This window comes from Aneurinibacillus aneurinilyticus ATCC 12856 (assembly GCF_000466385.1).
Classification (GTDB): Bacteria; Bacillota; Bacilli; order Aneurinibacillales; family Aneurinibacillaceae; genus Aneurinibacillus; species Aneurinibacillus aneurinilyticus.
In genome coordinates, this window is record NZ_KE952671.1 from 1 (window position 1) to 14,896 (window position 14,896).

Annotated in this window: 18 protein-coding genes; 13 read left to right on the forward strand and 5 right to left on the reverse strand. The window is 42.0% G+C overall.

Annotated elements, in window-relative coordinates:
* Nucleotides 1-72: 72 nt before the first annotated feature.
* Complete coding sequence (gene spo0A / locus HMPREF0083_RS01585) at nucleotides 73-852, forward strand: sporulation transcription factor Spo0A (protein ID WP_021619181.1); 780 nt, start codon at nucleotides 73-75, stop codon at nucleotides 850-852.
* Nucleotides 853-1,157: 305 nt separating this feature from the next.
* Here the strand turns inward: spo0A and HMPREF0083_RS01590 are convergent, their stop codons facing one another.
* On the reverse strand, nucleotides 1,158-1,358 hold the full coding sequence (locus HMPREF0083_RS01590; protein WP_040301135.1) for an aspartyl-phosphate phosphatase Spo0E family protein: 201 nt from the start codon (nucleotides 1,356-1,358) through the stop codon (nucleotides 1,158-1,160).
* 255 nt (nucleotides 1,359-1,613) lie between these two features.
* Between HMPREF0083_RS01590 and fabI the strand changes: the two genes are divergently transcribed.
* Together fabI and HMPREF0083_RS01600 are read left to right on the forward strand one after the other, a co-directional pair.
* Nucleotides 1,614-2,384, forward strand: a complete 771-nt coding sequence (gene fabI, locus HMPREF0083_RS01595) for an enoyl-ACP reductase FabI (protein WP_021619183.1) — start codon at nucleotides 1,614-1,616, stop codon at nucleotides 2,382-2,384.
* A 106-nt stretch (nucleotides 2,385-2,490) separates the two neighbouring features.
* Nucleotides 2,491-3,327, forward strand: coding sequence for a PHP domain-containing protein (locus HMPREF0083_RS01600; RefSeq protein ID WP_021619185.1), 837 nt, complete (start codon nucleotides 2,491-2,493; stop codon nucleotides 3,325-3,327).
* Nucleotides 3,328-3,337: 10 nt separating this feature from the next.
* Here HMPREF0083_RS01600 and HMPREF0083_RS01605 read toward each other — a convergent pair whose 3' ends face one another.
* Entirely contained in the window at nucleotides 3,338-3,667 is a 330-nt protein-coding gene (locus tag HMPREF0083_RS01605; RefSeq protein WP_021619186.1) for a GNAT family N-acetyltransferase, read from the reverse strand.
* A gap of 225 nt (nucleotides 3,668-3,892) precedes the next feature.
* On the opposite strand from HMPREF0083_RS01605, the gene HMPREF0083_RS27770 reads away from it, so the two are divergent.
* The 4 genes from HMPREF0083_RS27770 to HMPREF0083_RS01620 all read left to right on the forward strand — a co-directional run bounded on the left by HMPREF0083_RS27770 (nucleotide 3,893) and on the right by HMPREF0083_RS01620 (nucleotide 6,114).
* On the forward strand, nucleotides 3,893-4,069 hold the full coding sequence (locus HMPREF0083_RS27770) for a hypothetical protein (protein WP_021619187.1): 177 nt from the start codon (nucleotides 3,893-3,895) through the stop codon (nucleotides 4,067-4,069).
* 173 nt (nucleotides 4,070-4,242) lie between these two features.
* Nucleotides 4,243-4,797 (forward strand): phosphatidylglycerophosphatase A family protein, encoded by a 555-nt coding sequence (locus HMPREF0083_RS01610; RefSeq protein ID WP_021619188.1) that lies wholly within the window; start codon nucleotides 4,243-4,245, stop codon nucleotides 4,795-4,797.
* 194 nt (nucleotides 4,798-4,991) lie between these two features.
* Entirely contained in the window at nucleotides 4,992-5,615 is a 624-nt protein-coding gene (locus tag HMPREF0083_RS01615; RefSeq protein WP_021619190.1) for a stalk domain-containing protein, read from the forward strand.
* A gap of 118 nt (nucleotides 5,616-5,733) precedes the next feature.
* Nucleotides 5,734-6,114, forward strand: a complete 381-nt coding sequence (locus HMPREF0083_RS01620) for a DUF4912 domain-containing protein (protein WP_021619191.1) — start codon at nucleotides 5,734-5,736, stop codon at nucleotides 6,112-6,114.
* 175 nt (nucleotides 6,115-6,289) lie between these two features.
* On the opposite strand, the gene HMPREF0083_RS01625 is transcribed toward HMPREF0083_RS01620, so the two are convergent.
* Nucleotides 6,290-6,769, reverse strand: a complete 480-nt coding sequence (locus HMPREF0083_RS01625; RefSeq protein WP_021619192.1) for a DUF1885 family protein — start codon at nucleotides 6,767-6,769, stop codon at nucleotides 6,290-6,292.
* A 209-nt stretch (nucleotides 6,770-6,978) separates the two neighbouring features.
* On the opposite strand from HMPREF0083_RS01625, the gene HMPREF0083_RS01630 reads away from it, so the two are divergent.
* A complete protein-coding gene (locus tag HMPREF0083_RS01630; RefSeq protein ID WP_021619193.1) occupies nucleotides 6,979-7,500 on the forward strand; it encodes a MarR family winged helix-turn-helix transcriptional regulator in 522 nt (173 codons plus the stop codon).
* Nucleotides 7,501-7,625: 125 nt separating this feature from the next.
* Here HMPREF0083_RS01630 and HMPREF0083_RS01635 read toward each other — a convergent pair whose 3' ends face one another.
* Nucleotides 7,626-8,600: a 4Fe-4S binding protein gene (locus HMPREF0083_RS01635; protein ID WP_021619194.1), complete on the reverse strand. Its 975-nt coding sequence runs from the start codon at nucleotides 8,598-8,600 to the stop codon at nucleotides 7,626-7,628.
* Nucleotides 8,601-8,898: 298 nt separating this feature from the next.
* Between HMPREF0083_RS01635 and HMPREF0083_RS01640 the strand changes: the two genes are divergently transcribed.
* Nucleotides 8,899-9,189, forward strand: coding sequence for a DUF3055 domain-containing protein (locus tag HMPREF0083_RS01640; RefSeq protein ID WP_021619195.1), 291 nt, complete (start codon nucleotides 8,899-8,901; stop codon nucleotides 9,187-9,189).
* A 225-nt stretch (nucleotides 9,190-9,414) separates the two neighbouring features.
* Nucleotides 9,415-9,531 (forward strand): GapA-binding peptide SR1P, encoded by a 117-nt coding sequence (locus HMPREF0083_RS26880; protein ID WP_021619196.1) that lies wholly within the window; start codon nucleotides 9,415-9,417, stop codon nucleotides 9,529-9,531.
* Nucleotides 9,532-9,701: 170 nt separating this feature from the next.
* On the opposite strand, the gene HMPREF0083_RS01645 is transcribed toward HMPREF0083_RS26880, so the two are convergent.
* Nucleotides 9,702-11,171, reverse strand: coding sequence for an aminotransferase class I/II-fold pyridoxal phosphate-dependent enzyme (locus HMPREF0083_RS01645; RefSeq protein ID WP_021619197.1), 1,470 nt, complete (start codon nucleotides 11,169-11,171; stop codon nucleotides 9,702-9,704).
* A gap of 233 nt (nucleotides 11,172-11,404) precedes the next feature.
* Here HMPREF0083_RS01645 and HMPREF0083_RS01650 point away from each other — a divergent pair, with 233 nt between their 5' ends.
* The 3 genes from HMPREF0083_RS01650 to HMPREF0083_RS01660 all read left to right on the forward strand — a co-directional run bounded on the left by HMPREF0083_RS01650 (nucleotide 11,405) and on the right by HMPREF0083_RS01660 (nucleotide 14,833).
* A complete protein-coding gene (locus HMPREF0083_RS01650; protein ID WP_021619198.1) occupies nucleotides 11,405-12,376 on the forward strand; it encodes an NAD(P)H-dependent flavin oxidoreductase in 972 nt (323 codons plus the stop codon).
* A gap of 561 nt (nucleotides 12,377-12,937) precedes the next feature.
* Complete coding sequence (locus HMPREF0083_RS01655) at nucleotides 12,938-14,005, forward strand: hypothetical protein (protein WP_040301136.1); 1,068 nt, start codon at nucleotides 12,938-12,940, stop codon at nucleotides 14,003-14,005.
* 105 nt (nucleotides 14,006-14,110) lie between these two features.
* A complete protein-coding gene (locus tag HMPREF0083_RS01660; protein WP_021619200.1) occupies nucleotides 14,111-14,833 on the forward strand; it encodes a hypothetical protein in 723 nt (240 codons plus the stop codon).
* Nucleotides 14,834-14,896 lie beyond the last annotated feature (63 nt).

Genomic DNA, 14,896 nt, shown 5'->3' on the forward strand with positions numbered 1-14,896 from the left:
TCCACCTTATGGATAATCAACAGGCGTGATAAAATATACTAAAAATAGTAGTGCAGAAGGGGCGAAGCCATTTTGAAGAACATTCGAGTTATTCTTGCGGATGACAACAGAGAATTTACAGAATTGCTTCAGGAGTATCTGAACGACCAGGATGACATTGAAGTGGTGGGTGTCGCATTTAACGGGAATGATGTGCTAAACTTGTTAAATCATACATTGCCTGATGTGTTAATTCTTGACATTGTAATGCCGCATCTGGATGGGCTGGCAGTGCTCGAACAAATCCGTGGTATGAAGCTGACACCTATGCCTAAGGTTATTATGTTGACAGCATTTGGGCAGGAGGAAATTACGAAGAAGGCCGTGGAGCTTGGCGCATCGTATTATATCCTGAAACCGTTTGATATGGAGGTTCTGGCAAATCGTCTGCGACAGGTTGCAGGATTAACCTCGACCGTCCATCATAATTTGCGAACGACCGCATTGCCTTCTAAAGGTAAGAATCTGGACCAGAACATTACAAATATTATTCATGAGATCGGGGTACCTGCACACATCAAAGGCTATTTATATTTACGTGAAGCAATCACGATGGTATACAACGATATGGAGTTGCTCGGCTCTATTACCAAAATTCTATATCCTGAAATCGCGAAAAAATTCAATACAACCGCCAGCAGGGTAGAGCGGGCGATTCGCCATGCGATTGAGGTCGCCTGGAGCAGGGGTAACATGGATTCCATTGGCAAGCTATTCGGCTATACAGTGAGCAACAGCAAAGCGAAGCCGACCAACTCGGAGTTCATTGCCATGGTGGCTGACAAACTTCGAATTGAACATCATGTGAGCTAAGACAGTACAGTGGACGCGAACGTCTCTTATTCCTTAGATTTATAATAAGTCTGGCGAATAAGGGACGTTTGTTTTTACGGATTTTGTCAAAGCAATAAAAGCGGGCAAAGCCTGGCTTTTCCCGCGTTGAAATCACATGAAGAACATGGTATTTTTATATTGTTGTTGGAAATTTGGAAGTGTGGAGGAGTGAGTCATAAAGTATATGAGAAAAGCATACATGGTGATTTCAATTATTATTGTAATCTCTCTTGTAGTGTCCCTTATCCTGCCGTTTTTGTAGTAGGATAGGCCTTGTATTTCCTTCAATGGGAATGGAAAAATTGGTGATGCAGATTCAGCTTGGCATCAAGTTGCTGGCTAATTTCCACTACATCGGGATGAGAAAGACTCTTTTTTTCTTTTGCAAGTTTATACATAATTTCCCGCAATTGGGTAATCTCCTGCTGTAAGGACTCCAGTTGACTCGTCAGTGACATATCGTTATGTTCCATATATACACACATCACTTTTTTGCTCCCCCTTCACCATGGCGGATTATGCAAATGACAAACGATTACTTTTTGCTTACCCTGAACCAATATAGACAAAACCACGCTGATAGGTGTCTTACTTTATTATTTTTTAGTATATCGTCCTTGAATATTTATTATGCCAGTACAATGCGAATTTTTTCCATTTATTATTGGAAAAAAGTTTTATTCGCTATATATTTGTACATTTATGATAAATTCTCATGACAAACAGGAGGAAATATCCCGATGGAGATGTTGAAAGACAAAAATATTCTGGTAATGGGTGTAGCCAATAAACGAAGCATTGCCTGGGGCATTGCACAATCACTCCATGAAGCGGGTGCGAACCTGATGTTTACATATCAGGGCGAACGACTGAAAGCCAGTGTAGAGGAGCTGGCCTCTTCACTTGGGCAGAAGCGAACGATTCTAATTCCATGCGATGTTACGAACGATGAGGATGTTAAACAGGCGTTCGTCACTTTAAAAGAAGAAGTTGGTGTGTTACATGGTGTTGCACATTGCATTGCCTATGCGAAATCAGAAGATCTGGAAGGGGCATTTGTCGCCACATCACGTGATGGATTTGCACTTGCACACGACATTAGCGCTTATTCGCTCGTCTCCGTTACGAATGCGGCCCACGAATTGATGACGGAAGGCGGGAGCATTGTTACGTTGACATATTTGGGTGGAGAGCGTGTTATCCCGAACTATAATGTAATGGGAGTGGCAAAAGCGGCTCTAGAAGCGAGCGTTCGTTATCTTGCCGCTGATCTTGGTCGAAATAACATTCGCGTTAATGCAATTTCAGCAGGTCCAATTCGTACGCTAGCAGCAAAAGGTATCCGGAATTTTACTGACTTGACAAAAGGCGTGCCAGAAAAGGCACCATTGGGTCGGATGGTAGATCAGCGGGAAGTGGGCGATACTGCACTTTTCTTGTTCAGCCATCTATCTCGGGGGATTACGGGTGAAGTAATTCATGTCGATGCGGGATATAATATTATGGGATAAAAAATTTGAATTGATTCATCAAGTCAAATGTATAGGGACGGATGCTGCGGCATACCGTCTTTTTGTCTATAAAGCGTCAAAAATAAAACGGACGAGGTGACGAAATATGAATAAAGCCGACTTGCACTCTCATACAACAGCATCGGACGGGACATACAGTGTCCGGCAATCAATTGAAAGAGCCAAAGCAAATGGACTTGCTGCGCTTGGCATCACAGATCATGACACGATAGCAGCACTTGCTTCAGCTTTAGAAGAAGGGAAGCGGCAAGGAATTGAGATTGTACCAGGCGTGGAAATTAGCTCGGTATATTCCGGTAAAGATGTCCATGTACTCGGTTATTACATGGATATAAATAATTGTGCATTTTTACAGCGATTAGAGGAGTTGCGTGAAGTTCGCGGTAAGAGGAACCGGATGATGATTGAGAAACTGAATGAATTGGGCATTAGCATCACAATGGAAGAAGTGGAACGCCGCAAAAAAGAAAAGGCCGGCAATATCGGCCGGCCACATATGGCGGAAGTATTAATGGAGAAGGGCGTAGTTACTTCCATGAAAGAAGCATTTGACAAATACTTGGGCTCTACGGGTGCTGCCTATGTTAACCCGCCACGTATCTCTCCTGAGGAGGCGATTGATATTATTCAGGAGGCGGGCGGTGTAGCCGTACTGGCCCATCCCGGACTATATAAAAATCCGGAAATGGTAAGGAAGCTAATCAAGCATGGTTTGCAGGGGATCGAAGTGTACCATCCTGATAATGATGAAGAGGACACAAGATTATATGAAGCATTAGCAGACGAATACCATCTGGTGAAAACGGCCGGCTCTGACTTCCATGGTATGCGTGGAACCGAGATATTTCATGCTGACTTAGGAGCATACACCGTAACAATGGAAACCGTGCATCACCTTCGTGAATTAAGTGGCGCAAAGTAAACTTGGCAGGCTATACTGTTTTTATCATTGCAATGTGCTCGATTCCTGCATCCATAAATGTATTGCCTTCCGGTTTATAACCGAGCCGTTCGTAGAAAGGCTGGGCTTGTAGTTGCGCATTCAGCTTTACCGTACGGTATCCGTTTTCCACCGCTTCGGCTTCCAGTTTCTCCATAAGTAAGCGTCCTAAGCCATGGCTGCGGCATGAAGACAGTACGGCGACACGTTCGATTTTTCCGATGCCAGGTTCATATTCACGCAATCGGCCCGAGCCTACGGCTTCGCCTTGTTCGTCTAGTGCAAGTACATGTATGGTAGCTGTATGTTCATTATCATGCACATCTATTTCTATATTCTCAGGTACGTTTTGCTCTTCGATAAATACACAACGCCGTACACCGAGCGCTCGTTTTTTTCTGTTTCATTCTGTACTCGTTTGATCGTATATGTAGACATTTGTTTCATCTCCACTTTTCGCTATTTGAGCTTTGTTTCCTAGCCCCAGTATATTTTTTGCAATGCGTGTACATCTTATATCTAGTTAAGATATAAGGAGGGATTGAAAATGGCAATTTTCTATATCGTTATTCTATCTTTGCTTTCTCTTCTCCTGCTTTTCGGTGCCAGTTATCTGATAGCGGTCATTTTAAACCGATTTCATTCCGGTACGGATTGGAACGAATCCGGGGAGCTTGTTTCTGCTAGGGAAGAACGGAAATCTGAGGGGAAAAACCGGCCATAGGTCGGTTTTTTTATCAATAATTGAGAGGAAAGCATATACATAATTACAGTCGAATTTTTTCATGCCATCTTCAAAATGGGAAAATTGTTCCAAGACTAAGGGTAAGTTGTGATATGATGGATCATATCTTTCTTTTTTGTAGTGTTATCGGTTGGGGAAGGGGATAAGTAAAGATGAAAAGACAAGTTCACAGCAAAGAAGTGAAAACCGCCGCACTGCAGCGTCTTACTGAACGGGGTGTCACTATTGAAGACATCGCCGAAGTAGTATATTTGATGCAGGCTCCCTATAATGTAGGATTAAAGATGTCTTCCTGTGTTGAGAGCGTTCATGCTGTCCTTGAAAAAAGGGAAATTCAACATGCGATTCTAGTCGGTACGGAACTTGACATTCTGGCGGAGAAGAAAATGCTGACAGAGCCTTTGCAATCCATTGTTGAAAGCGATGAAGGGCTGTTCGGCTGCGACGAAACGCTCGCACTAGGCTCCGTATTCGGTTACGGAAGCATTGCGGTAACAACGTTTGGTCATTTAGATAAACACAAAATTGGTATTATTAAGCGACTGGATACGAAAAGGGGAAGTGGTATTCATACGTTTCTTGATGATTTGGTTGCAAGCATTGCGGCATCCGCTTCGAGCAGGATGGCACATAGGCTGCGAGATGAAGAGGAAGCAGAACGCGAGCGGCAATTGAGTGATCAGCAGAATAGCGAACAGGCAGGATAATATGCCTTACCTATACGAACAAGTTCCGATAACACGGAACTTGTTTCTTTGTAGAACCTGGTGGTGATGCATGCAGACAAAACATGAAAAAGGGAGGAATACCAGCCTGTACAAAAAAAGCCTGAAAAGGAAAACAAACAGTGCTAAAGTGCGTATAAGTAATAAAGCTAAAGAATCGGAAAAGAGGTAGAAAAATGAAGCGGAAAGTACTCATCCTGCTAACATCGCTGTTGCTTTCCGGGGTAGCTATGGCATCAGGCGATACCTACCGTGGAAAATATCCCGTAGCATCCGTCGAACTCAATGGAAACCCGCTGCAGAGTAACAACCCTCCACCTATTGTGATGGATGGTACGACCGTTGTTCCGCTACGAAGCATAGCAGAAAAGCTTGGTGCATTTGTTATAGCAGATGAAGAGAGCGGAAAGACGATCGTAAACAAACCGAACGTTAATATGATTGTCGCATCTGCGATTGAGGAAACGAGCAAGAAAAATTATCGGATTGTTTCTCCATTTATGGTTATAGATAAGGGCAGCAAAGCTTCGTTTGACATTTTTATTGATGTGGATAATGCTCCGAAGTCGGATTCTCTCGTTTTTAAAATTGTTATTCGCAATCCTTCTGGTTCAGAGGAATATGTAAGCTATCCTCAGAGTTATTCTACTGTGCGTAATGGCACCGCTTTTTTATACACGCATAATGTAAAAGGAATGCAGTTTAAAGAAACTGGTGATTATAAAGTTCAGTTGATTATGAAGCTGGGCGGGAATGGAGATTATCAAGTCGTAGGCGAGAATACTATCCACTCCCGGTAGCATTTTCAGATGATCCTCTATTCATATTCATGTAAAAAGATGCTATAATCAGGGTATACTACAGGATGTCGGTAGGAACTGCATACAATTTCACTAAAGAAAGGAACGAGAGCAGCGGATGAAAGCGAAGCCTAAGAGGCGTACCTCGAAGACTGACGTAGAAGGACCGAATATACGTGTCGCATGGAATGATACACAGTCACTCACAGCGTCCTGGGAGATTGATCAACGTCATAAGGAGGCTATCGAGCAACGATTTGCAATTCCAGTTTCAGAATTGCCGTTTGTAATCCGTCTATACGATGTTACAGAGCGAATGATTAAGAATGATGGCCTTGATACGTATGTCGATTTTGACATTAATTTTCAGGCGGCAAACTGGCTATTGTATGGAATTGAGAGTACTCGACGGTATTGTGTAGAATTAGGAGTGCGTATGGTAGACGGTCGGTATTATTCGCTGAAACGATCCGAGCAAATCCTTCCCTTTGCGGGATAGGACAGAAGAGAAGGGCAGAACAATTCTGCGCTTCTTTTTTAATAAATAAAAAAGCGCCCGGATGTTTTTTTCGGTCCGCCCGGAGTGATATAAAGCGACTGTTTGGATTCATTGGAGAAAAAAAGAAGCGAGCAATGCGCCCGCCTTCTTCTGTTTCATATATTATTGACGATTTTTATTTGCGTGGATTATAGTACATGATACGGCCATTAAAAAGATGCAATTCTGCTTTGTATTCTTTAGCAAGATATTTGCAAAATTCATTGGCTTTACCTTTATCTCCATGTGTGGATTCCGGTGACAGTGTAATTTGGATATAGTTTTCTTCTTCGGTTGTTGGTACGATGTTGGTCTGTTCTTCGTTCTCCGGATTCGGCTGTTTTATTTGTTTCTCTACTTGACGCGAACCGACTCCGACAAGAATGTAACGATATAGCTTCTCATCCGTTCCTTTCAGATAGAACCATTGTCCCTTGGCTTCCGACCTCTCTTCCATCGTGTATGGAAAAGCGGAATGGGCATAATTCCAGTCTAACTGCTGCCCAGTCTTGGAGGTCATTTCCGTGTAGCGCTTGAATTGTTGTTTGACTTCATCTAACGTTACTTGTTTTGTAGTTGAACCTTCAACGAATTTTATGTAGGCACTTCTGCTCACTCTTCTCACTCCTACCCCGGGTTCTCAAGACATCCTACTTTTGAGTTTAGCATCGCCTCCAGTCTTTGGCAACTGTCAAACAAGACGAAATTCCATAAGATAGCCATAATTCTACTGTTGACTAAATTTTTAGAAAAATATACTATTGTATAGTAGATAAAATAATTTTCGATATACTGTAATTCCGGGAGGCGAAGGAGAGATTGATTATGGATTCCCAAAACCAGTCACATGATTTGCAAGAAGTGCTTAATACGTTACGAGCGATTTTTGTAATCAACAAAGAAGATTGGGAGACGGCAGCGCGGAGGTTGGAGCTTGATTCGGCAGTCCAACTGAATATTTTATGGATTGTGTATTGTTATGAAGGTGTACGCGTAACACAAATTGCAGAATGGACGTTCTGGCACCCATCATCAGTCGTTATTCACGTGAAGAAGATGATGGAGAAGGGTCTTGTTACCATTGAGAAGAGTGACAAGGATGGCCGGGTGGTCAACGTATACCTAACAGACAAAGGAAGAAATATTGTTGAAGAAAGTGAAGTACAGGCACCAGAGGTGTTTCGTATTACACGGGCGCTCGAAAGCATGGAAGTGCGTTATGGGCGTAATGTGTCTGCGCTTTTTTTCGAATGTTTAGATTTTCTGGCGGAAGAACTGCACGGCCCTGACAAAATTCATTGGCTGCGTGAGAGTGAGGATAAAGCTCGACGTATGGCTACCATGTAAACTATGTAAACCGCTCAAGAAGGAACGAGGGATTTTTTTAGCCCTCGTTCCTTTTTCACTTGAAAGGGTTAAAGCGTAAAAGAAACAAGCGTCCGGAAAGAGAAGACGCTTGTAAGGTTATATCATTATTTTTTTATGGGAAAGATGCTGATTTCACGTTCAATTTTTTTCCCGTCTTCATTTATGATTACGATGGTAATTGTCGAGTTTTTCCCAAGGCTTTCCTCGTCGATGCGGAAGAGCAGGTTCACCATTGCTACGGAGTTTGGTTCTGCTTTAACTTCAGATGGAAGCGACACATCCCAACTTTCCGGAACATTTTTGTATTCGAATTTGAAGGTTGCGGGTTTGTCCTTTAAGTTTTCAACCTGAAGATTGTACGTATAGATAAGACGGTTTTCTGCTGGTATCCCTTGCAGGTCCTTCCCGATGCTGACCGCAAATCCAGTGCTGGTAAAGATAGCAAACAGAAGAATAGAGGTCATAACCGTCATCAATATCGTAAGAACAAGACCAGCACCGCGGAACATATTTTTTACGCCCCCGGTACGGGAATTTTTGTCGGATAAAATCATTTGCAGCATACCGTATGGACAAGCACTGCGGCAGAATTTGTGACGCAACCGGTTAACCATGATGAAGAAGAAAACGGTTGTTAGTATATATGCCCAGAATGACCATGCGTTCGTGTCCAGTGTCATGATTTCTTTGAATAGGTCTTTTGGATTGTAAAAGTATGCAATCATGCTAAAAGCGATAATTGGAGAAAAGATAAGTGACAATCCGATATCAATGGCATTGCGTAAACCAGCGTTGTCACGTAATGTCTTAGAATGTGTAATTTTAGTCAAATATCCAGAAAACGTATTGTGTGGACACATCCACCCACAAAACTGACGTCCGAACCATTGGGAGATGGATACAAAGGCAAATACGAGCACCAGAATGGTTAGCAGCAGGATATATCCATCATTAAAGGAAAAGCTTTTTGTTAAAACATAAAAGTGCAAATGCGTTAAATCGATCCTAAAAATGTCGAGCAAAGGTACAATAAAAAATAGAACAAGAATTGTAACTTGTGCTAGCATGCGCTTGTTCATGGCTTACACCCCTTAATTTTCTCTTCCTGAATTCTCTATAAGGTAAGTGATTACACTGAAATTGTCGCACAGGAAATTCCAGAAGTGAAGTGAAGAATTTGTGATTTTTAGCTCCTAAAAACCTTAGTATTTCTTGATTTTATCCCGTCTTTTTATGAAAAATAGGGAGGTTCCCCTATGGACGGGAATATATGTCTATTCTCCTGTTTTTTCAACTTATATTGCCAATATTAGTTTTTTTGATAAAATAGAAAAAAGGGAGTAAATTCAAGCAAATTAAAAGGAGGTTTCTAAAAATATGTTCGAGCGCCTTTATGACACATCAGAGACGACGAAGGTAAATTTTGTCGGCTTTGCATCCGAGAATGCCCGCTACGATTTCGGGCTTGTTTATACGAATCAATTTTTTGGAAAGCCTCTGGTAATTTGCATGCAGACAGGACGTTCTTCTTTGCTTTGTGCAGAAGACGCTAAAAACATCGACGTATTGAAGAAATTTGCCATTAATGAAGATGAGGAGGCACGTGAACTTTCCACGTTCCTACAAGGTCAACTTCCGCATACTCATCATGGCTTGCCACAATATTAGCGTCTGCTTATAAGGACCAATATAAACCTATACGTAAATAAAATGTGCAACCAGACCTCCTGGATTTTTCCTGGAGGTCTTTTTATTGTATAAATGCCGCTTTTTAAGAAAACCTATTGACGTTATTAGTATGACATAATATATTAATAACATAACATATTGTGACCGTGATTAGTGAATAAGCATCCTTAAATAACATGGATATATTGAATGGAGGGGACTAGTGTGGGAACTATCGTATGTCAGCATTGCGATCAAATCATTGAGCATTATGAGCATGAAAAAGTGGAGGTGCTTTATGCATCTTCCTGTGACTGCCCGTCTTGTGAGGAAGATAAATAAAATGAACCCCCCCCTGCAAACAGGGGGGGTTCATTTTATTTTGTCGAGGTTTCATGAGCAGTAAGCCCCTGCCACAAGAAATAGAGGAATCACAGACGTTGAGGTGGGGGATAAGCTGCCCATGAAGATCACGCAGTGGGAAGTGAAGAACTCCTCCACTGCATGAAGTTTCACTTTATCGCCTGAGCACGTTTAATAACTTTAATCGTTTGAATGGATTCATCCTCCGGCCCTTGTACCGGAAGACCGGCTTCAAGATTCGTGAGAATATAGTCGATGTTATCTTGGGTCAGCACTTCGCCTGGGAGCACAATAGGAATACCTGGCGGATAAACCATAATAAATTCAGCTACAATCCGTCCAGATGCCTCGCGGATGGGAACAATTTCCGTTTCAGAGTAAAACGCTTCACGCGGCGAAAGGGACAGAGCCGGGATCTTCGGCAAATGCACCGCAAGAGGTTTCATCGAATCTTTGCCCATCTGGATGCGAGCCAATTCCCGAAGCGCTTGTACGAGTGTTGTTACCGTCAAGATGGAGTCGCCTGGTGTGATGATGCACAAAATGTTATATAAGTCGCTTAGCTCAACTTCGATATTGTACTTATCACGTAGCCATACTTCTACTTGATGTCCGGTTAATCCGATGCCGCGTACTTGAATAATCAGCTTGGAAGGGTCCATATCATATGTCGCTGCACTGCCGAGGATTTCTTGACCGACACAGCGCAACCCAGCAATACTATTGATTTCATCCCGGGCATATGCCGCCAACTCCAATACCTTATTCATCATGTCCTGACCGTGTTCTACTAACTGACGGCGTGCCGCATCTAGAGAAGCTAGCAGCAGGTACGAGGTGGATGTAGTTGTCAGCATGCTTATAACCGATTTAACGCGATTAGCTGAGACTAAACCCTCACGTACGTTCAGGACAGAACTTTGTGTCATAGAACCACCCAGCTTGTGTACGCTGGTCGCGGCCATATCAGCACCAGCTTGCATCGCGGAGAGCGGCATATCATCATGAAAGTGGATATGTACGCCATGCGCTTCATCAACAAGCACTGGAATACCGTGTCCATGTACCAAATCGACAATTTCTTTCAGATTAGCGGTAATACCGAAGTAAGTCGGATTAATGACGAGTACTGCTTTTGCTGTCGGATGCTGTTCGAGCGCCTTTTGCACGGACTCTGTCGTAATCCCGTGTGCAATTCCTAAATCAGAGTCCATAACCGGATGCACGAAAACCGGAATAGCTCCGGCAAAAATAATGGCTGAAAGAATGGATTTGTGTACATTTCGCGGAATGATGATTTTTTCTCCTGGTCCGACTACGGCCATTATCATCGTCATAATTGCTCCGCTTGTTCCTTGAACAGAAAAGAACGTATAATCGGCTCCGAATGCTTCCGCTGCCAAGTCCTGCGCCTCTTTAATCATGCCCTTCGGATGGTGTAGATCATCGAGTGGAGCAATGTTAATCAAATCGATGGACAATGCATTCTGTCCGATAAAATCGCGGAATTCTGGCAACATTCCGCTGCCTTTTTTATGCCCTGGAATATGAAATGGAATTGGATTGCGTCGGGCATGTTCTAACAGTCCTGTGAACAGGGGGGTTTTTGATTGATCCATATGAGTATCCCCATTTCTATATGTGATGCCGCCTGTTGCGTGCGGTTATTCATTGCAAACATATAGAGTATATCAAAATGCTTTTCCAATTGAAATCATTCTCTTGCCCAGGAAATAAATTATTGTTTGTTTTTTTATTAGCACTGTTTTAAAAAATTAGAAAAAGGGATCTATCTGTTTAGGCGCGAATACATATTACATAGAGAATTCAATAAAAGAGAGGGAGAGGCCAGATGAAAACACGTGTAACAGAGATTTTCGGCATTCGGTATCCGATCGTTCAGGGGGGTCTCGCCTATCTGGCGTATGCAGAATTGGCTGCAGCGGTTTCCAATGCTGGAGGACTGGGACAGATTACGGCGATGACGCTAGGCACGCCGGAGAAGGTACGGGAAGAAATTCGCAAAGTCCGCATGTTGACCGATAAGCCGTTCGGCGTGAACTTTGCTATCGGACAGCATGGCAGACCGTATGAGGAGCTATTGGATGTAGCCATTGAGGAAAAAGTGCCGGTCATCTCCATTACCGGAGGAAATCCGAAACCAATTTTTGAACGGATAAAAGAGGAGAATATTCGTACGCTTGTACTTGTGGCTGGAGTACGTCAGGCACAAAAGGCGGAGGAACTGGGCGCAGACGCAGTGATGGCTGTCGGACAAGAAGGCGGCGGTCACCTAGGTCGTGAAGATATCGGAACGATGGTACTCATTCCCAGAGTCGTAGAATCCGTATCGATTCCGGTGCTGGCAAGCGGAGGAATCGGAGACGGTCGTGGTTTATTGGCAGCGCTTGCACTTGGAGCAGAAGGTATTGAGATGGGTACCAGGTTTATCGCTACACAGGAATGTGTACACGCGAGTGAAGCATATAAACGGGCGATCGTTGACAGTAAAGAAACGGATACTGTTATTATCAAGCGTACGCTAGGCGCACCTGGACGTGTGTTAAAGACGGCTCATGCGCTCGGCATTATTGAACGGGAGCAAAAAGGAGCGACTTACGAAGATTTAAAAGAGATGATTAGCGGTCGGGCGAATCGTGCATACATTTATGACGGTAGCGAGGAAGACGGCTATGGCTGGGCAGGGCAGGTAATCGGTCTTATTAAGGATGTGCCGACGGTGCAAGAGTTATTTGACGACATGATAGCAAAGGCGGAAGAAGGACGAAACCGTATGGGGACAATCTTCGGCGAATTAGGATAGGAGGTAAGCGAAGAAGGAGAAAATCAGAGGCTGTCTCAAAAATCATGAGCCAGCCTCTTTGGTATGAAACGACATCTGCATATATATGCAGATGATTTGATAAATCGACACATTTTTGTGGCGAGAGGTAAGAAAAAAGGAGGGGCGGTGGGCGGGAGCAGTCGGAAAAACACACACTAGCCCTTTTTCTGCCGGAGCGCAGGGCGTATCTATCCTCTTCTTTTTTCCGAATCCCTCCTTCCAATCACCTGAACTTTTGTTACTACGTCAAGTGATTTCTATATAGATATTCATTTTGCAAGGTATAGGTAAGTTGCTCTTCGTATTCGCCTCACATAAAATCAACTATAACCCAAGCCTTGTTTTCACAATTTATAAATCTTCTGTATACATTCACTTTTTCACGATTATTTTACATAATAGTTAATTTTTGTTTACGTAATAAACGGAATTTATTATACTACTTTCATATATACAAATAAGTTCAATTTACTTATTGCAATAATGAATTCTAATCGTTAAACATAAATTTGTTGTTTTATGATGGAGGGAGGTAGCAAAATGAATGTTTTTGGAAAGAAATTGTTAGGCATTATATTAACTATATTAATCGTCATAACTTCAACAGCAAATACATCTGCAGCATCCTCACAATCTCCTTTGGGAGATGATTTTGACCGGAAAATGTTAGCCGATATCATAATGGAAATAACATATATTAACGGATTGTTAGAACCTTTAGATTTATCACTAGGTGATTTTTTAAGTTTTCCTGAAGTAGACGAAAGTTTTTATGAGGGAATGGAAGAAATAGAAGAATACCCGCTGACCAATGGCCAGGCACTTCAACTCGCAACGGCGCCTTTTTCAAGAAATGCATCTACGCGTGAAGAAGCGTCAGTATTTGGCAATCGATATTCATATGCTGTGTACATCGCTGGCGAAAATATGAAAAGGGACAGATATGCCACTGATCTTGAGTCGGAGACCGTATACATGTATTTATCCCATTTCATTGACCTTTCCCAACTGCCGGGGCCAAATTCGCCCGTGGATCAAAATTCTAATGACGGTTCTTTTAGCGCATGGATTACAAATGATGATAGAATAGCCTATGAAATTTATTTGAATAAAGTAGCCAATGGTGCAATGGCTAATGATATGCGTAAAAGTACTACTGCTTTAATTAGTTTAATGAATACAGGGAGTGGAGCTGTAGCTAAGGATACTCTGGAAAATGTTGGGAAAAAAATAAACGGTGCTCAAGACATTTTGGCAACGTATAGAGATGGAAAAACGCTTATGCAATCAACCGTCAATTTAGTGAAAAATAAAATGACCGAAGCGCATTCTGCAAGAGAGTTAATTGATATGGTAACAGAGTCTCTGGCATTAGAAGACTACGATGATGAAATGAGTTACTTTGCGGCTAATACGGTAGTGTCTATTGGTGCGAGTCTCGCTGGTGGTGGTTTAGCAGGACTACCAGCATCAGCAGGATTGTTTTCTGTTAATACAGTGACCATGGTTTATAAAGATTTTTATGATTATGCATGTTGGGTCTCTTTGAGCATTTACCGTCAAAGTAGAATCGCTTTAAGATTTATGCGGTATATGGGGATGTCGTAATGTAAGCCAGCCGTCGGAGACGTTCATCCGGCGGCTTTTGCCAATTTTTCTTTTCTAAAAGGTTTCTCAACAACCCATACATTTAGTGGGAAGGTGATGTGTTTTATGAAATGCAAGAAATGCCAATTCTTTTGTTGCGAAGATGAACTCATATGTCCTGCATGCGATTGTCCAATCTATGAAAAATTTCCTGCAACTGAAACAGAGCGTTTGTCAGTTATTCGTCAGTATATTGCGATGATTAATCAACGCAAAAGAAAGAGCAGGATTACCAAAAAATTCACAATATGTTACATAGCATGGATTTTTTTTAATATAATAATCGTTGCTAATACTGTTCTTACAAGTGGATTTTCGCAGTCATATAACTATCGGAGTGCTTTTGATGCTAGCTATATGTTTGTTTATCTTCTTTTTCTGCTTCTTATTGGTGTGCCTTATCAGCCATTATATAGATTTAAAAAAAATGACGGTTCCGGTATTATAGGAGAACTAAAAAGAATTCGAAAAAATTTGTTGTACGGTTCTGGTGTTGTAAGATCATTTAATATCGGCAGAACAGGAGAGGTATTTGCCTATTTATTCATGGGAATTATCATTTATTTTATGGGAATCATTTATGCCAAACCCACTAGTCTACATTATTTTACCAAATATTTAAATCCTGAAGCCGATATATCTTTCTATATATCGGCTTATATGTTTTTTTATTATGTACAATATTTTAGTTGCGTCGTTTTTTATTTAATCGGAAACATTTTTAATTTGACATATTATGAGTTTGAACTGCGCACTAGATTAAATGACCATAAAAAATCAAAAAAATAGTATCGGTAATCAGAATAAGAGATTTTGCGTCACACCTGTTGATTATCCATAAGGTGGAAGAAA